This is a genomic window from Herbaspirillum rhizosphaerae (assembly GCF_001189965.1).
Classification (GTDB): domain Bacteria; phylum Pseudomonadota; class Gammaproteobacteria; order Burkholderiales; family Burkholderiaceae_D; genus Herbaspirillum; species Herbaspirillum rhizosphaerae.
Genome location: NZ_LFLU01000023.1, coordinates 1 through 16,632 on the forward strand (window position 1 = coordinate 1; position 16,632 = coordinate 16,632).

The following is a 16,632-nucleotide window of genomic DNA, read 5'->3' on the forward strand; positions in this document are numbered from 1 at the left end:
TACGTGGGTCAATTTTTGGTGCAAATTATGCGGCTAAGTGGATCCGTTTTCGATGCAAATCAACACGGCCGGCAGCAAACCGCGCGAAATGCGATACACACGCGTGTACGTATCGCATTCCAATGTCCTGCACATAGTTCTAACTAACCTGGTTAAACCATTCGACAGCATCCGCGCCGGCCGGAACGCGGAATGCGGTTGCCTCGTCTTGCACGACTTGCCACACCGCGTCGGCAACATCAATCGAACGCGTCACTGAACCGGTGTAATTCTGAAACCCGGACATCACCGCGTTCATCGTGGGCACGTAATCTTCAGGAAATGTCTGGATGACCCGCGAACCGGCATTGGCGGCAAACGCTGTCTCGGGCGCCATTCCGGGCAGCACCACGCCGACCCGGATGTTGAATTCCTTCAGCTCCAGCGCCAGCGATTCCGTGAATGCGACAATCGCCGCTTTGCTGGCCGTGTAGACGGGAAGCAGCGGCAAGGCTTTCAGCGTCACGGACGAAGCCACATTGACGACAACGCCCGCTCTGCGTGTCCGGAACTGCGGCAGAAATGCCTGCGTCATGGCCATCGTACCGAAGGTATTCGTTTCAAATACTTCGCGCACGGCATCCATCGACGTGCTTTCGAACGGCCCCAGCATGCCAATACCGGCGTTGTTGACCAGGACGTCGATAGGCCCGGCTTCTTCGACCGCACGACGGATGCTTTCTGCGTCGGCCACATCTAATTTCAAGATGCGCAAATGTTCAGACTTTGGCAGAACATCCTCATTCGGGGTACGCATGGTGGCGACCACGTTCCATTTGCGGTCCAAAAAATACCTGGCGATTTCCAGGCCGAATCCGGACGAGCAGCCGGTGATTAAAACGGTTTTCATGTGCATCCTTTCATTGTCGGGGGAAGCACGACAATAACCGGCATGGAAGAAACCATCTACAATCCAAAGTCTTAGATTTGTTTGCGAGAGTCCGAAATGCTTGATCCTTTGACCTCCGTTGTGACGCTTCTCCAGCCCAAGATGTCCTATACGAAAATAGTGACCGGTGCAGGACGCTGGGGAGTGCGCGGCACACTCGAAGAAGCGCCGTTGTGCTGCTGCGTCGTGCTGGAAGGAAAAATCCGCTATACGGTCGATGAGTTGCAACTGGTCGCCGAAACCGGCGATTTTTTGCTGATCCCATCCATGTCGACATTTTCAGCGACCAGCTTCGACATCCCTCTCGAGAATGAATGGCAGTCCGAACCCGTGGTGTTGGACAACGGCGAACATCGCAACGGTTCAGTATCGGCCGAGGCGGATGTGCGATCGCTGGTAGGCTTCTGTCACTTGACTTCACCGGACGCTACCTTGCTGTTGACGCTGCTGCCGAAGCTGGTCCACATTCGCGGCGACGTCCGCTTGTCGGCGCTGGTGCAGTTGGCCATCGATGAGGCGCGTTCGCAGCGCCCTGCCCGGGAAGTGGTGCTCGAACGCCTGCTGGAAGTCCTGCTGATCGAGGCCTTACGCTCATCCAGCAATGCCGTGACGGCGCCCGGCCTGTTGCGCGGTCTCGCAGATATCCGGCTGGCGGGTGCGATCCGCCGCATCCATGAAAGTCCCGAGGAACCATGGACGGTTGCGCTGTTGGCGAAAGAATCGGCGCTGTCGCGCTCCACTTTTTTCCAGCGATTCAGCGCGGCCCTGGGCGTCACGCCGATGGACTACCTGCTGTCGTGGCGGATGGCATTGGCAAAAAGTTTTCTTGAACAAAAAAAGGCGATCGCAGAGGTGGCGGCGCTGGTCGGATACAGTTCATCGAGCACTTTCACGGTCGCCTTCACCCGCCATACCGGCATGCCGCCGGGCCAGTATTCCAGATTGCGGCAAAACGCGGAGGCGGACAATGCCGGCAAGGCGCCTGCCATGTCGTGAATTTCGCTTACTTCCGACCACGGCCGGAAGTGGTTGTTGAGCCATTCAAAGGAACATGAACACATACGCGATTGCGAAACCGCGCCGCAGTCAGCGCCTCTGCATCAGATAGTCGTCAGAAGCCTCCATGCATTGACAGCGGCATAGATGCCGACTTCATGGTGCTCAATCCCGGCAATTGACAAGCCATCCCGGCAAGTAAGAGTAGTATCTGTTTCTTTCCTCAGCGTCGGCTCACATCACCATCAAAAAATGGAACAAAAATCCAGATTGCCCGACGTTCACATGGTGCAAATTCCTGCCGGCGTCATTGTCTTGCGGGACGACAGAATCCGTCGTACATGGAGCGTTGAACTCCAGGCCTTTGCAATCGGTCGCTATCCGGTGACCCGGGCGCAATATGCTGCACTGATGCCGCACCATCCATCGTCGCTCGCAACAGCACAGCGCCCGGTTGAAAACGTCTCGTGGAACGATGCAGCGAAGTTCTGCAATTTGCTTTCGGAGATGGCCAATCTCACGGCTTGTTATGACATGCACGATGACGATACCGGCGCAGCTATTGTTGCCGGCGGCACCGGCTATCGCCTTCCAACAGAAGCTGAATGGGAGTACGCATGTCGTGCCGGGAGCAATGGTCCGAGATATGGAAATCTCGGGGACATCGCCTGGTACCGCGAAAATTCCGAAGGCCGTACACATGACGTCGGCCAAAAGCAAGCCAACCAGTGGGGCTTGTACGACACGCTCGGCAATGTCTGGGAGTGGTGCTCGGATCAGTACGATCCGGAGGTCTATGGTGCGTATCGCCTGTTTCGCGGCGGCGGCTGGTCGGATACGGAAAGAGGATGCCTTGCCACGAATCGCCGCCGCAGCCATCCGACGTTTTCTATCGACGACCTCGGTTTTCGCGTGGCCCGGTCATTGACACCTGGCAGCCGATAAGGGCGCCATGCGTCAGGCCGGCGCATGTCCGCATCACACCGAAAACTGCGTGCGCACCCAGTCCCGAAGCAACATGGTCGAGGGGCGTTCGGCGGCGCGCGGGCTGTACACCAACGTGTAGTCATGGCTTTCAAGCGACAGCCCGAACGGCTGCACCAGGATGCCTGACGCAATTTCCTCCGCCACCAGCGTCAAACTCAGCAAGCCTACCCCCTGACCCGCCAGCGTTGCCTGCACCGCATGGATCTCATCGGTGAAGGAAAGCCCGGACTCGCTTTCAACGCCGGATATTCCTGCTTTAAAAAGCCAGTCCCGCCACATGGGTGCACGCTCGCCGCCCCGTGCGGCAAGACCCCAGTCGAAATGGATCAATGTCATTCCGGACAGGTCTTCCACGGTCTTCAATCCCAGATTGGGACTGCACACAGGCGCAACGCGGTCCCGAAACAACGGTTCTGCGATCAGGTCGGGATAGCGTCCGCTCCCATAGCGTATCGCCGCATCTGCATAAGAATCGAGATCGACCGGATCGTCTGACGCATCGAGTCGTAACGTCCAATCGGGATAGGCACTGCGAAACGAACCGGCTTTGGGGGCGAGCCGTCTTGCCATGAACGCGACCGTGGAAGACAAGGTTGCAACCCTGGCTTTGCCCGTGCTCGTGATTGCAGCAATTGCGCTCTCGAAACTGTCCAGCCCTTCGCGCAACGTCGGGAAAAGCGACCGCCCCGATGCCGTCAGGCGTACTTCACGCACGCCGCGCTCAAACAATTTGACGCCGAGAACATCTTCCAGCTGCTTGATCTGATGACTCACGGCAGTTGGCGTGACGTTCAACTCGCTGGCGGCATCCTTGAAACTCAGATGGCGCGCAGCGGCTTCAAAAACGCGCAGTGTGCCCAAAGGGGGGAGTTTTCTCATGCCTATAGATTAGATCATTTCATCTATCGGCTGAGATATTAACATTTGCGCCTCGCCCCTTCTGCCTCAATACTGGCTTCGAACCATTCATGAATGACATATTCTCAACCATAAAGGCTTCGCATGAAACTCGAACCGGTACACACAGATCCGGACCCATACGCCCCCTACCTTTTGTCCCAGGCAATCACCGCCGGCGGCTTCTTGTTTACCTCTGGTCAGGCCGCCATGGGTAACGACGGCGAAATCGTCGGCAAAGGAGATTTCGATGCCCAGGCTGAGCAAGCCTATCGCAACCTGGAGCGCGTATTGAATGCCGGCGGGAGCAGTTTGAACTCGGTGGTGAAAGTCACCGTATTTCTTACTTCCATGGCGCATATGCCGAAGATGACGGAATTGCGTCGCAAGTGGTTTTCCGCGCCTTACCCGGCTGAAACCCTGGTGGAAATATCGGCGCTATACTCGCCCGACGCCATGATTGAGATTGAAGCCGTTGCCATCGTCGCGGCAAGCCGGAATGAACATCGAGCGGACTCGATTTCCGCCTCATGATTCTGCAGCCGCAAGACGCCGCCAACCTGTTGCAAACTGCGAAAGCCAAAGATATGTCCCTCATTTTGTATGGCCATCCCTTCTCCTCCTACACGCAGAAAGTGCTCATCGCATTGTATGAAAACAGCGTTCCTTGCGAATTCCGTAGCCTTGCCCCGGACATGCCGTTGCACATGGAGGAATGGCGCCGGCGCTGGCCAATAGGAAAATTTCCGCTGCTGGTGGATGGCGAACGCAGCGTGGCGGAGACCAGCATCATCATCGAGTACCTGCAGCTCGCGCATCCCGGCCCGGTGCGCCTGTTACCGGCCGATCCGATGATGGCGCTGGACGTCCGCTTTCTTGATCGCTTCTTCGACCTGCACGTGATGAGCGCAGTCCAGCACGCGGTAGGCGGCGCGCTGACGGGCGACCCGCTGAAGCGCGAAGAGGGCCTGGCTTTTGCCGCGGAAAAACTGGAGCGCGCCTATCGTTGGCTAGAAGGACAACTGGACGGAAAAGCCTGGGCTGCAGGCGAAGATTTCACCCTCGCAGACTGTGCCGCGGCGCCTTCGTTGTTCTACGCGGATTGGACGCACAGGATTTCAGAGGACTTTCCATTGCTGCGCGGCTACCGTGCAAATTTGCTTGCCCGTCCGTCCTTTGCACGGGCGGTGGATGAGGCGCGTTATTTTCGGCCCTACTTTCCACTTGGCGCCCCCGACCGGGACTGATGTATTGTTCGCATGGGCAGCGACGGAATGTTGCTGCCGTGACCGCCGGACACAAACCCTGCTCACATTCCTGCTCCCGCAACATGAAACGATACCTTTCCCTTCCCTTGCTCCTTCTTGTCCTTGGCCAGACATACGCAAGCACGCTGACGACCCCGTCCTTCGTCATCGAAATTCACGAAAATTGCGAAGAAGGCTCAGTGGGCTGCGACAACGTGTCCTACCTCGGCACCAGCAAGAAATCCGGCAAGAGCATCAAGCTGCGCGGCAAGACGATGCATACCTTGTGTGCGGACGGCGTCACGCCTTGCCGCTTCCTTGGGTATGAATTCAGGAATGGCGCGACCTCTTACCAGGTGCAGGAAAACGGCGGCCTGCTGATCATGCAGGGCAAGAAAGTGCTCGTGGAAGAGGTCGGAACATGGGACTGGTAGCGGCCCTCCTGTCGCGCCTGCGCACCGCGCCAAACAAGGCATAGCGTCCGATTGAGATATACTGCCGCACATTCAGCAGACATGCTGTGAAAAATTCTCTCAATCAACTAAAGGAATGTCATGCGCAAATTGCGTCGTATCAAGAACATGGAATCGACTTACCGTATCTTCTTTGACAAGCTGGTCAACAGCATGCTGGAAGAGCTGGGCCTGGAAATGGCCGAGCAAGAAGCCGGCAAGTAAATTGCGTCGCCTGGCGCAACGCCGGGCATCGCGCATGTTGTTGTGGGCAGCCGGATTGCGCTGCTCACAAATCTGTTCAGCAGCCCTGTTGTTCCCTTCCAGCAATACCCTCCTCCGATCCCCGGCCTGCGTAACGTCCTGCACGTCGCATCCTTGCTCACGGCTGTATGCACTTGCCTACACGCACCGGCGCGTTTCCTCACACGCGCTATCGTCATCCGCCGATAGGCGCAGCCTTGCATTGCGCGCAGGATAAGCAATCGCCGCGGAACCTCCGGTCCAATCCGCCGGCGAGTTTGTCTGCGTTCCGGCAACGCCGCGCGCAGACGATCACGAGCAACATTCATGACCGCTCTTCAAGGAGAATCACGATGTCCAATCAAGACAACAAGCAGCAACGCGATAATCAACCTAACCAGCAGATGCAGGCGGGTCAATCCAACCAGGCCGGTCAGCAAAAATCTGCACAGCAGGATCAGGCATCCCAGGGCAAGAATCAACAACAAGGCGGCGCCGACCACAACAGCCGCAACCAGCAGGATCAGAAGAACGCCAACGCCGGTCAACAGCAAGGCGGCGCCGCGCAAAAGCAGCAGGATCAGCAAAATCGCGGCCAGAACCAACAGGCCGGCGGCAACGATCAAAAGACCAACCCAGGATCGAAGCCGCTCTGATATGTTGATGCGCTGACGCCATCATCCTGAGATGCATTGAGGCCGCCATCTTGCCGATGGCGGTTTTTTTCATTGTGCCGGCCTGACCGAAATTACCGCTGAAAAAAATAGCTTTCCTTGTTAGAGTGGCGATCCGCCGGATTTCAACTACATCGTCAGGAGCGCCATGTCGGCCGTACTCAACACCATCCTCATCTACGCGAAAAATCCGTCCGCCACGGCCGAGTTCTACCGCAAGTTCTTTGACTTCGAGACCACCGGCGAAATGGTGGAGGGGCTGATTGAATTGCACTCCCCGCACGCCGGTGCAAGCATCCTGATCCATCAGGCGGCCAAAAGCGTGAAACTTGGACAAGCGGGCGTGAAGCTCATGTTCAGCGTGCGCGACGTCGACGGCTTCAAGGAACAGAGCGCCCGGCGCGGGCTGATCTTCGGCAGCACGCATCAGGCCAACGGCTATGCGTTTGCCAACGCCAAGGATCCGGACTGCAACCCGGTCGCGATATCGAGCCGCGCGTATCGCGACGCAACCTGATGCCGGGCGCAACAACAAAATAAAAACGGCCTTCGTCGAAGGCCGTTTTTCGTTAACACGCCAATATCCTGCTTATGCCTTGGCGCTGGGACGCGCAGCGACAATCTCATACCAGCGCTTGAGTGCCGTGTGGTCTTCCGGAATCGGCAGCTTCGCGCCGCCGGTGGCAAAGTCGACCGTCACCAGCGCCGTGATATCCGCCACCGAAAACTGTTCACCCGCGATGAAGGGCGACTCTGCAAGACGCGCGTTCATGTCGGCATAAAAGTTCTTGATGCGCAGCAGGCTGCGTTCGGCCAGCGCCGGAATCTGCTCGTAGAGATGCGGACCGGACAAGGCGCGGCCTTGCAGACCCGGCACGGTGTTGCGTACCGCTTCCATCACGGCGGCGAAACCGTCGAGCTCGACGCGCCGCTCCCACATGGCGATCACGCCCTGCTCCTTCGCACTGCTGCCCAGCAGAGGATTCGCAGGGTGAATCAATTCCAGATAGCGCCAGATTGCCGGCACTTCAGCGATGGCGGCGCCGTCCTCCAGCACCAGCGCCGGGACTTGCAGGCGCGGGTTGATGGCGCGATAGGCGTCCGAGAATTGCTCTTTCGTGCCCAGATCGACCGGGACGACGGTGACTTGCATGTCCTTCTCGGCGAGGAACATGCGCACCCGGCGCGAATTGGGCGAACCGGACGATTGATACAGCTTGAGGGTGTTGCTGGTCATGATGAAACTCCTGAATGATTGAATGATGAGTTGCGGGTGGTGCACTCTGTTATGGGCGTGTGCGTTATTTACAGCTTCGAACCGCCGTCGACGCGCAAGGTGTCGCCGGTGATCCAGCGCGCCTGGTCCGATGCCAGGAAGGCGATCGCGGCGCCGATGTCGTCCGGCTGCGCCATGCGCTTGAGCGCTTGCATGCCGAGTGTGAAGTCGCGTCCGGCCTCGGTCTTGGCGAAGTTGGACATGTCGGTCGGCACCACGCCCGGCGCCACGGCGTTGACGCGGATGCCGCGTTCGCCCAGTTCCGCTGCGAAATGCTTGACCAGCGTATCGATCGCGCCCTTGGTGGCGGCATAGGCCGACAGCGTGCCGACCGATGCATGCGCCGCCAGCGACGACAGCAGGATGATGCTGCTGCCTGTACACAATGCCGGCAGCAATTGCTGCACCAGGAAAAACGGCGCGCGCACGTTGACCGCGAACAGCTTGTCGAAGTCTTCGACCGTGGTGTCCTGGATCGACGCTGCGTTGGCAACGCCGGCGTTGGCCACCAGCACGTCCAACCGTCCGCCGATGATGGCGCGCACGCGCTGGGCCAGTTGATGCGGACCGTCGGGCTGGCGCAAGTCGGCAGCGACCTTCTCCGCCTTGCCGCCGGCCCGGCGGATTTCTTCGACCACGGTCGCGGCTTCCTGCTCGCCGCTGCTGTAGTGCACCAGCACCTGGGCGCCGGCTTTCGCCAGCGCCAGCGCACTGGCGCGGCCGATACCGCGGGATGCGCCGGTCACCAGCGCGGTCTTTCCGATGAGTGTGTTCATGATGCGACTCCTTGATCGTGAGGTGGTGAATGGGGGAATCAGCCGGCGGTCTTGCCGCCGTCAACCGTGACGATCTGGCCGGTCACAAATGCCGCGCCTTCGGACGCCAGATACAGCACGGCGGCGGCGATGTCGGCAGGCTTGCCGACGCGACCGAGCGGTACGCGACCGGCCAGCGCGGCCTTGTTCTCAGGGGTGCCGGTAAAGCGATCCAGCATGCCGGTATCGGTCGGTCCGGGAGCGACCGCGTTGACGCGTACGCCGCTGGCGGCGACTTCCAGCGCCGCCGATTTGGTCATGCCTTCCACCGCATGCTTGCTGCCGGCATACACCGACGCGTAGGCGGCGCCCTCGTGTCCATAAGTAGATGAGATATTGATGATGCTGCCGCTCTTTTGCGCGCTCATGACGCGCAGCTCGTGCTTCATGCTCAGCAGCGTGCCCAGCACGTTGGTGTCAAACGTGGCGGCGTAGCTGTCGGCGGTCTGGTCCACGATCAGGCCGGGCTGGCCTTCGGTGCCGGCGTTGTTGACGGCGACGTCGATCTGCCCGAAACGCAACACGGCCTTGTCGACCAAAGCGCGCACATCGTCGTCGAGACGCACGTCGGCGCGGACGAAGAGCGCTTCGGCGCCGAACTGGCGCAGTTCTGCTTCGAGCGCCTTGCCTTCCGCTTCGCGACGGCCGGAAACGACCAGATGAGCGCCGTTTTTTGCAAAAGCCAGCGCGGTTGCGCGGCCGATACCGGTGAGCGCACCGGTGATGAGGACAACAGGATGAGCCATGATGCAATTCCTTCGAGGTATGTTTTTTAAACATGGGAAGACGATCCCATGACATCGGCGGGCTTGCGGAACAGATCCGGAATACGCCGCCACAGGAAGGAATATAAGAACTTATGGCAAAATGAAAAAAGACTTTATAAGCTGATAGGCATGCCTGAAAAGCATGGCTATGCAAGAAACAGGAGTAGCAAAATGGAATTGCGCCACCTGCGTTACTTCATCGCCGTCGCCGAAACCGGCAGCCTGACCGTCGCCGCCGAGCAGCGCCTGCATACGTCGCAGCCGTCCCTGAGCCGGCAGATCCGCGACCTGGAAGAACAGGTCGGCGCCGAGCTGTTCAGCCGCAGCGCGCGCGGCGTGGAACTCACGGCGGCGGGCAAGGCCTTTCTTGATCACGCCCGGCTGGCGCTGACCCAGGTCGACGCCGCCATCGAAGCGGCGCGGCGTGCATCCCAGCCGGCCAAGCAAAGGTTCGCGTTGGGATTTCTGACGGGACAAGAGATGAAATGGCTGCCCAGGGCGATGAGCATCTTGCGCGAGGAATTGCCGAACGTGGATGTCACCGTCTCCAGCGATTACTCGCCGGACCTCGCGGAGAGCCTGGCACGCGGCAAGCTGGATCTCGCCTTCCTGCGGGCGGAGCCGGGCTTTGACCTCGCCTATCACGCCGTCAGTCGCGAGCCGCTGGTAGTGCTCATGCCCAGCGACCACCACCTCGCCGCCCGCGAGAGCATTCGCGCGCAGGATCTGGTCGGTGAAAAATTCATCGCGATGGCGAACAAGGCCAAGGTGCTGCGCGCCGCCATCGATGATTATCTGCAGCGGGAAGGCGTGGATATCGTGCCGACCCAGGGCGTCGACAATCCGGCCATGGTGATGTCGCTGGTGGCGTCGACGCGCGGCGTCACGCTGATTCCCTCGTATGTGGAAAACCTGATGCCCTGGTCCGTGATCAGCCGCCCGCTGGCCGGCACGCCGCCGACCGTCGAGCTATGCGCCGGCTACAGCAAGGCGAATGCCTCGCCGATGCTGAAGCTGTTTGTGTCGCGGCTCAGTCAGTTGATCGATCAGGACGCTGCGTAAAGCATCCGCCAGCAAACCCCGCAGTCCCTGAGTCGCACTGCGCGGATGTTATTTGTCGTAGACCTGCGCCAGATCGGCAAACCCTTTTACTTCAATCGGATTGCCGGACGGATCGCTGAAGAACATGGTCGCCTGCTCGCCGGCTTCGCCCGCGAAACGGATGCTGGGCGGAATGACGAATTGCACTTTGCCGCTGGCAGACAAGGCGTCGGCCAGCTTGCGCCAGTCGTCCATCTGCAGGATCACGCCCAGGTGCGGCATCGGCACCATGTGCGAGCCGACCTTGCCGGTGTTCGTCACTTCAAACGGCTTGCCCAGGTGCAGCGAGAGCTGGTGTCCGAAAAAGTCGATGTCGACCCAGGTCTCGGTGCTGCGTCCTTCTTCGCAGCCGAGCAGCTTGCAGTAGAAATCGCGGGCGATATCCAGATCGTGGACGTGATAGGCGAGATGGAAGAGTGACTTCATGGGAATCCTTGGTGTTGAAACATGGGTTTTCGTGCAGCGGCATTGACGACCTTGCTCGGGCAAGCTGTGCCAGCGTATTGGTACGTAACGATACCGGATTTGGCGCAAGATGGCTTTCAGCGACCGGCAATCATGGGACACGCTCGTCGGCGTTCCTCTTCCCTGTTTCCCTGCATCAACACCTCCTCAGGAATTCCCCGATGAAATTGGCAAGCAAGTAAGGTTTCCCCCGATACCTGCGGGTATCCCTAAAAAGTAAAGTTCACCTGTGCCCGGCGAATTCCACATTCTCGTAATAGGACAAGAATGAAACGCCAAAAATCAGGAGAGACTGCCATGTTCACCATCAAGAAAAACCGTGTCATCTGCGCCACCCTCGCTGCCGCCATGCTGGTTTCCGGCGCGCCGGTTTTTGCTGCAACAGCGACCGGCACCCTGGTCGTCACCGCAACGGTTCTGGCATCCTGCACCGTAGTCGGCTCCACGATTGCTTTCGGCAACTACACCAGCTCGCAAGTCGATCAAACCGGCAACATCGCCGTACTGTGCACCAACGGCACTTCCTACACCATCGGCCTGGATGCAGGCGCCGGCACCGGCGCCACCACCAGCGTGCGCAAGCTGACCGGCTCGCTGGGCGGCACACTGAATTACGCCTTGTATCGCGATTCCGGCCGCACCAATAACTGGGGCTCGACCATCGGCACCGACACACAAGCCGGCACCGGCAGCGGCCTGGTGCAAAACCTGACCGTGTATGGCCGCATCGCCAGCGCACAGACTCCGCTGGCCGGCGTCTATACGGACACAGTGACGGTTACGCTGACCTACTAATCCGGTTTCACAGCAAGCAAAAAGCCCGGCAGATGCCGGGCTTTTTTCATGGTGCGACGAGGCGGCGGTGCCATCTGCCTTGCGTCAAGGCCGCGGCAACGCCTGCAGCGCTGCCTCCATGATGGTGCGGATCACCGGCGCCGATTGTTCCGCCAGGTCTGGCCGGTAACCGAAGGGCGGCGTTTCGTCCATGTAGGTCGACTGGCACATCTCCAGCTGCACCGCGTGGATGTTGTCTTGCGGCTGCCCGTAATGGCGCGTGATGTAACCTCCTTTGAAGCGGCCGTTCACCACCGAGGTAAAACTCCCGCCGACGGCGACGGATGCTGCACGCCCCACCGCGTCCTGCACCGCCGGCGCGCAGCTGCGTCCTTCGTTGGTGCCTAAATTGAAATCGGGCAGTTTGCCGTCAAACAGACGCGGCAAGCGGCTCGCGATGGAATGCGCATCCCAAAGCAGCACGGCGCCGTGCAGCGCGCGCAAGCGCGCGAGTTCCGCCTGCAACTGGTCATGGTACGGACGCCAGTATGTCGCCAGACGCCCGGCGATCTCCTCTTTGGAAGGCGCCTGGCCGTCCCGATAGATGGATTCGCCGGGAAAGGTTTCGGTCGGGCAAAGCGAGGTCGTCGCTTGTCCGGGATACAGGCTCTCGTCGCCGGGCGGGCGATTGAGATCGATCACGTAGCGCGAGTGCGTCGCCTGCAGAATGGTCGCGCCCATGGCTCCGGCGAAGTCGTACAACTGCGCCAGATGCCAGTCGGTGTCGGCCAGCAGATTCGCGGCCGGCGTCAGGCGGCCGGCGATCCCGTCGGGGATATGCGTGCCCATGTGGGGAATGGAAATGAGCAAGGGCTGCTCTCCACGTGTGAGATTGAAAAAATCGACTGCCATTGCTGCTCTCCGTTCATCATTCGGTCAAAGTGTCTTCCGGCTGGTTTGCCGGCAAAGACACTGCGCCAGTGTCGCCGGGCGCCGTTTGCTTCAAGCAACCTCCATGCCTCCTGCGGGCCGTCGCTTCACCGCTGCGCTCTCCGGCCATCGCCAGTTGCGACAGCACGCGCCTGACACACGACGCGTAGAGGTGTCAGCTCACTGCGATCAGTTTGATGATTTCCAGATCGGCGCGATCCTTCAACGCCTGGCCGAGCGTGGCCAATGCCGCGCCGTGTCCGTGGGCTTCCAGCGCTGCGGCGCTGCTCCAGCGTTCGATCATGATCAGCCGGTTGGGCTGATCGATATCCTCGTGCAACACATATTGTTCGCAGCCTGGCTCCAGGCGCACCGCGGCGACGGCTGTGCGCAGCGCGTCGATGACCGCGTGGCGCTGACCCGGATGGGCGGTGATGGTGGCGACGACGGCGATGGGTTGAGTCATGTCAGTTCCTTGGCTGGTGAGTACGTCCGGCCATTGTCGCTGATATTGCGATCCCGGGTAGCCGGCCGCGATTTGTTTCAGTTTCAACGGAAAATGAAAAATCGCCGCCCTCGGCAGGCGGCGATTCAGTGGTGATACCGCTCGCGATCAGACCGGAATCGGATTCTCAATCAGCGACAGGTTGAAGCCGTTGAACATGGCGTGTTCGCCCGGTCCCGGATTGGCGCGCAGCGGACGCACCGCTTCGACGATCACTTCTTCGGCGTCGCTCTCCAATGCGACCATGGTCTCGGCGATGAAGGCATCCAGCGGCATGGCGCGCGGATCGCCGCTCTTCTTGACCAGGTCGGTATCGACCCATGGCGGCGCGATTTCCTGCACGCGCACCGTGGTGTCGCGCAGCATGAAGCGCTGCGACATCGCATACGAATGCAAGGCCGCCTTGGAAGCGGAGTACACCGCCGTCGCCGCCAGCGGAATGAAAGCCAGCACCGAAGTATTGTGGATGATGGTCGCGCGCGGCTGGCGCTTGAGCTGGTCGATCAGCGCGGAGGTCAGGCGGATCGGGCCGAGCAGGTTGGTGTCGAGGATGCTGCGCGACACCTTGTCGTCGATCTGCGCGCCGGCGTCGTCGAACGGCATGATGCCGGCGTTGTTGATCAGCACGTTGAGCGCCGGATAGCGGGCCATCAGTGTCTTTGCCGCGGCATCGATGCTGGCCGGGTCGGCGATGTCGATTTCGATGGCGGCCATGCCGGGATTGGCGGCGACGACTTCGTCCAGCAATGCCTTGCGGCGGCCGCCGATGATGACGGTGTTGCCGCGGGCGTGCAGCGCTTCTGCCAGTGCGCGGCCGATGCCGGAGGCGCCGCCGGTGATGAAGATGGTGTTGTCGGTGAGTTTCATGATGGGTCTTTCGTTAATTGAGTAAATAAATTGGAGGAAATCAAAGATCACTTCGCAGCGATGTAACGCGGGGCGACGGCCTTGTTCGACAGGCGCGGGAGCATGACCTGGCGCGCTGCCTCGTAGGCTTCCCACTCGCTCGCATCCTGCAGCGACGGAATCGTGATCAGTTCGCCGCGATCGAAGCCGACCAGGGCGGCGTCGACCATGTTGTCTGCGGTCATGACGATGTTCGGATCGAGGTTCTCCACCGGCAGGCCGCCGATGTCCCAGAATTCGGTTGCGGTCGCGCCGGGCAAGACGGCTTGCACTTGCACGCCTTGTTTGGCCAGCTCGTGATGCAGCGATTGGGTGAAGGCGTAGACGAAGGCCTTGCTGCCGCCGTAGACGCCGTTGAGGATTTCCGGTCCGATGCCGACGATGGAGGAAATATTGATGATCCGGCCCTGGCCGCGCGCCACGAAGCCCGGTACGGCGGCGTAGGTCAGGCGGGTCAGCGCGGTGACGTTCAGGTCGATCAGTTGCGTCATCTTGTCGACGTCGCTCGACAGCAGCGGCGTGTGAGTGCCGATGCCGGCGTTGTTGACCAGCAAGGTGATGCTGGCGTCGCTGCGCAGCTTGGCTTCCACCTGCGCCAGCGAGGACTTGTCATTGAGGTCGGCGGCCAGTACTTCAACCGTGCGGCGGGTTTCGGTGGTGATGCGGTCGGCCAGTGCGTTGAGGCGATCCCGGTTGCGGGCGACCAGGATCAGGTCGTAGCCACGCTTGGCCAGGCGGTCGGCGTAGATGGCGCCGATGCCGGAAGAGGCGCCGGTGATGAGGGCAGTACCTTGGTGTGCCTGGGTCATGATGTTGCTCCTGTGTTGTCTGTTGAGATGAACCGGTCAATCCGGAATGTGCAAATGCATGGACGCATCATAGGAGTACTTGACGATGGCTCAAATGACGTTTATGGTCATGTTTTAGGACATGCGCCAAAAATCGAACAAGTCGGACAAGTCGGACAAGTCGGACAAGCCGGACAAAACAGACGAGGAACAGACATGCATCGCATCGGATACCTGCTTCAGGATGGATTTCAGATCATGGCGGTGGCGACACAGGCCGTGTTCGAGTACGCCAACATGGTGGCCGGCGAGCAGTTCTATCAGATCGAGAACTTCTCTCTGGCCGGCCGCGAGGTGCGCTCCTCGCTGGGCCTGAGCATCACGACCCGGGTGCCGACCGCGCGCACCCAGGTGGATACGTGGATCGTCAGCGGCGTCGGCGATCCGGTGAGTTCGCCTGCGTCGGCGCAAGAACAGGCCTTCCTGAAAAAAGCCGCGACCCGCGCGCGCCGTATCGCGGCCATCTGCACCGGCGGCTTCGTGCTGGCGGAATCGGGTCTGCTGGAAGGACGCCGCGCCACCACGCACTGGTACTTTGCGCGCGAGATGCAGAAGCGCTTTCCGGACATTCAGGTGGAAGACGATCGGATCTATATCGTCGACGGTCCGATCTGGACCTCGGCCGGCATGACGGCGGGGCTGGATCTGGCGCTGGCGATGGTGGAGAAGGATCTCGGCAGCGACGCGATGCGCTCGGTCGCGCACAAGCTGGTGATGTATCAGCGCCGTTCGGGCGGACAATCCCAGCATTCTGAAATCCTGGACCTGTCGCCCAAGTCGGACCGCATCCAGAATGCACTGAACTATGCGCGCAAGAATCTGGGCAAGGAATTGACCGTCGATGAGCTGGCGGAGTCGGTCAACCTCAGTCCGCGCCAGTTCAGCCGCGTGTTCACCGAAGAAACCGGCCAGTCGCCGGCCAAGGCCATCGAAGGATTGCGCCTGGAAGCGGCGCGCTTGATGATCGAGCAAAGCCGGCATCCGCTGGAAGTGATCGCCAGGGAAACCGGCTTCCGCGACCGGCGTCACATGCGGGAAGTGTTCATGCGCGGATTCGGCGTGCCGCCGCAGGCGATCCGACGCGATGTGCGCGAGGCCAGATAACGAGGACGGCTGAGCGCCCCGTCCGCCTCACGCGTGGGCTCACGCTGCAGCCATTGCCTCCGGCATGAACTGCGCAATGTTCGCCATCATGCGCGCCACGTATTCCTCTTTCTCGCCCACTGGCGCGACATAGTGGATGGCGCTTTGCGCGGCATCGATTCCTTCCAGCCGCGCAATCACCCACGCCGCCAGATAGCTGGACGCCAGGCAGCCGCCCGCCGTGGCGAGATTGCCTCTGGCGAAGAAAGGCTGATTCAATACCTCCACGCCTACCTCCTGCACCCACGGTTTGGTCGTGAGATCGGTGCAGGCAGGCACTTTGTCGAGCAGGCCGAGTTTTGCCAGCACCAGCGTGCCGGAGCATTGCGCACCCAGCAATTGCCGCGACGGATCCAGCTGCAAGCGCGCCATGATCGCTTCATCCGCCACCACTTCCCGGGTTTTCATGCCGCTGCCGACGAGGACGGCGTCGGCGCGTCCGGCCTCTTCCAGCGTGACGTGGGCATTGATCTCGAGACCGTTCATGGAGCGCAGCTGCTGGCTCGGCCCGGCGATCGAGACGCGCCAGTCCGGCTTCCTGATGCGGTTGAGGATGCCGAAGGCGATGAGCGAATCAAGCTCGTTGAAACCGTCGAAGGTCAGAATGCTGATGTGCATGGCGTGGTTTCCCTGTTCAAGTCTGGTGGCGATGAAGCATCATAGGATCCGCAATCAGTA

At 60.3% G+C, this 16,632-nt stretch carries 22 protein-coding genes; 11 read left to right on the forward strand and 11 right to left on the reverse strand.

Annotation, left to right across the window (positions count from 1 at the left end; genetic code table 11):
* Window positions 1-139: 139 nt before the first annotated feature.
* Window positions 140-889 (reverse strand): SDR family oxidoreductase, encoded by a 750-nt coding sequence (locus AKL25_RS21805; RefSeq protein WP_050479826.1) that lies wholly within the window; start codon window positions 887-889, stop codon window positions 140-142.
* 96 nt (window positions 890-985) lie between these two features.
* On the opposite strand from AKL25_RS21805, the gene AKL25_RS21810 reads away from it, so the two are divergent.
* Both AKL25_RS21810 and AKL25_RS23945 read left to right on the forward strand, forming a co-directional pair.
* The gene (locus AKL25_RS21810) at window positions 986-1,924 is read left to right on the forward strand and encodes a helix-turn-helix transcriptional regulator (RefSeq protein WP_050479827.1); all 939 of its coding nucleotides are present in this window, start codon (window positions 986-988) and stop codon (window positions 1,922-1,924) included.
* A 252-nt stretch (window positions 1,925-2,176) separates the two neighbouring features.
* Window positions 2,177-2,869 (forward strand): formylglycine-generating enzyme family protein, encoded by a 693-nt coding sequence (locus tag AKL25_RS23945; protein ID WP_083444830.1) that lies wholly within the window; start codon window positions 2,177-2,179, stop codon window positions 2,867-2,869.
* A gap of 33 nt (window positions 2,870-2,902) precedes the next feature.
* On the opposite strand, the gene AKL25_RS21820 is transcribed toward AKL25_RS23945, so the two are convergent.
* Window positions 2,903-3,790 (reverse strand): LysR substrate-binding domain-containing protein, encoded by an 888-nt coding sequence (locus AKL25_RS21820; protein WP_050479829.1) that lies wholly within the window; start codon window positions 3,788-3,790, stop codon window positions 2,903-2,905.
* Window positions 3,791-3,913: 123 nt separating this feature from the next.
* Between AKL25_RS21820 and AKL25_RS21825 the strand changes: the two genes are divergently transcribed.
* From AKL25_RS21825 to AKL25_RS21845, 6 genes are all read left to right on the forward strand, one after another.
* The gene (locus AKL25_RS21825; protein ID WP_050479830.1) at window positions 3,914-4,342 is read left to right on the forward strand and encodes a RidA family protein; all 429 of its coding nucleotides are present in this window, start codon (window positions 3,914-3,916) and stop codon (window positions 4,340-4,342) included.
* 53 nt (window positions 4,343-4,395) lie between these two features.
* On the forward strand, window positions 4,396-5,055 hold the full coding sequence (locus AKL25_RS21830) for a glutathione S-transferase family protein (protein WP_050479880.1): 660 nt from the start codon (window positions 4,396-4,398) through the stop codon (window positions 5,053-5,055).
* Between the two features lie 83 nt (window positions 5,056-5,138).
* Entirely contained in the window at window positions 5,139-5,489 is a 351-nt protein-coding gene (locus tag AKL25_RS21835) for a hypothetical protein (protein ID WP_050479831.1), read from the forward strand.
* Window positions 5,490-5,609: 120 nt separating this feature from the next.
* A complete protein-coding gene (locus AKL25_RS24785) occupies window positions 5,610-5,732 on the forward strand; it encodes a hypothetical protein (RefSeq protein ID WP_276203021.1) in 123 nt (40 codons plus the stop codon).
* A 371-nt stretch (window positions 5,733-6,103) separates the two neighbouring features.
* Window positions 6,104-6,406 (forward strand): hypothetical protein, encoded by a 303-nt coding sequence (locus AKL25_RS21840; protein ID WP_050479832.1) that lies wholly within the window; start codon window positions 6,104-6,106, stop codon window positions 6,404-6,406.
* 166 nt (window positions 6,407-6,572) lie between these two features.
* Window positions 6,573-6,941: a VOC family protein gene (locus tag AKL25_RS21845; RefSeq protein WP_050479833.1), complete on the forward strand. Its 369-nt coding sequence runs from the start codon at window positions 6,573-6,575 to the stop codon at window positions 6,939-6,941.
* Window positions 6,942-7,013: 72 nt separating this feature from the next.
* Here the strand turns inward: AKL25_RS21845 and AKL25_RS21850 are convergent, their stop codons facing one another.
* The 3 genes from AKL25_RS21850 to AKL25_RS21860 form a co-directional block, all read right to left on the reverse strand.
* Window positions 7,014-7,661 (reverse strand): glutathione S-transferase family protein, encoded by a 648-nt coding sequence (locus AKL25_RS21850; RefSeq protein WP_050479834.1) that lies wholly within the window; start codon window positions 7,659-7,661, stop codon window positions 7,014-7,016.
* Between the two features lie 68 nt (window positions 7,662-7,729).
* Window positions 7,730-8,476 (reverse strand): SDR family NAD(P)-dependent oxidoreductase, encoded by a 747-nt coding sequence (locus AKL25_RS21855; RefSeq protein WP_050479835.1) that lies wholly within the window; start codon window positions 8,474-8,476, stop codon window positions 7,730-7,732.
* Window positions 8,477-8,514: 38 nt separating this feature from the next.
* A complete protein-coding gene (locus AKL25_RS21860; protein ID WP_050479836.1) occupies window positions 8,515-9,261 on the reverse strand; it encodes an SDR family NAD(P)-dependent oxidoreductase in 747 nt (248 codons plus the stop codon).
* Window positions 9,262-9,453: 192 nt separating this feature from the next.
* On the opposite strand from AKL25_RS21860, the gene AKL25_RS21865 reads away from it, so the two are divergent.
* Window positions 9,454-10,344 (forward strand): LysR family transcriptional regulator, encoded by an 891-nt coding sequence (locus AKL25_RS21865; RefSeq protein ID WP_050479837.1) that lies wholly within the window; start codon window positions 9,454-9,456, stop codon window positions 10,342-10,344.
* 48 nt (window positions 10,345-10,392) lie between these two features.
* Here AKL25_RS21865 and AKL25_RS21870 read toward each other — a convergent pair whose 3' ends face one another.
* Window positions 10,393-10,809 carry a VOC family protein gene (locus AKL25_RS21870; RefSeq protein ID WP_050479838.1) on the reverse strand — a complete coding sequence of 139 codons (417 nt, stop codon included), beginning with the start codon at window positions 10,807-10,809 and terminating at the stop codon, window positions 10,393-10,395.
* A gap of 336 nt (window positions 10,810-11,145) precedes the next feature.
* Here AKL25_RS21870 and AKL25_RS21875 point away from each other — a divergent pair, with 336 nt between their 5' ends.
* Complete coding sequence (locus AKL25_RS21875; protein ID WP_050479839.1) at window positions 11,146-11,643, forward strand: Csu type fimbrial protein; 498 nt, start codon at window positions 11,146-11,148, stop codon at window positions 11,641-11,643.
* Between the two features lie 84 nt (window positions 11,644-11,727).
* On the opposite strand, the gene hutG is transcribed toward AKL25_RS21875, so the two are convergent.
* The 4 genes from hutG to AKL25_RS21900 all read right to left on the reverse strand — a co-directional run bounded on the left by hutG (window position 11,728) and on the right by AKL25_RS21900 (window position 14,772).
* Entirely contained in the window at window positions 11,728-12,534 is an 807-nt protein-coding gene (hutG, locus tag AKL25_RS21880) for an N-formylglutamate deformylase (protein WP_050479840.1), read from the reverse strand.
* 193 nt (window positions 12,535-12,727) lie between these two features.
* On the reverse strand, window positions 12,728-13,018 hold the full coding sequence (locus tag AKL25_RS21890; RefSeq protein ID WP_050479842.1) for a putative quinol monooxygenase: 291 nt from the start codon (window positions 13,016-13,018) through the stop codon (window positions 12,728-12,730).
* A gap of 147 nt (window positions 13,019-13,165) precedes the next feature.
* Window positions 13,166-13,924 carry an SDR family oxidoreductase gene (locus AKL25_RS21895; protein WP_050479843.1) on the reverse strand — a complete coding sequence of 253 codons (759 nt, stop codon included), beginning with the start codon at window positions 13,922-13,924 and terminating at the stop codon, window positions 13,166-13,168.
* Between the two features lie 47 nt (window positions 13,925-13,971).
* Window positions 13,972-14,772, reverse strand: coding sequence for an SDR family NAD(P)-dependent oxidoreductase (locus AKL25_RS21900; RefSeq protein ID WP_050479844.1), 801 nt, complete (start codon window positions 14,770-14,772; stop codon window positions 13,972-13,974).
* A 195-nt stretch (window positions 14,773-14,967) separates the two neighbouring features.
* On the opposite strand from AKL25_RS21900, the gene AKL25_RS21905 reads away from it, so the two are divergent.
* The gene (locus AKL25_RS21905) at window positions 14,968-15,915 is read left to right on the forward strand and encodes a GlxA family transcriptional regulator (RefSeq protein ID WP_050479845.1); all 948 of its coding nucleotides are present in this window, start codon (window positions 14,968-14,970) and stop codon (window positions 15,913-15,915) included.
* Window positions 15,916-15,954: 39 nt separating this feature from the next.
* Here AKL25_RS21905 and AKL25_RS21910 read toward each other — a convergent pair whose 3' ends face one another.
* Window positions 15,955-16,572, reverse strand: a complete 618-nt coding sequence (locus AKL25_RS21910; protein ID WP_050479846.1) for a DJ-1/PfpI family protein — start codon at window positions 16,570-16,572, stop codon at window positions 15,955-15,957.
* Between the last annotated feature and the right edge of the window lie 60 nt (window positions 16,573-16,632).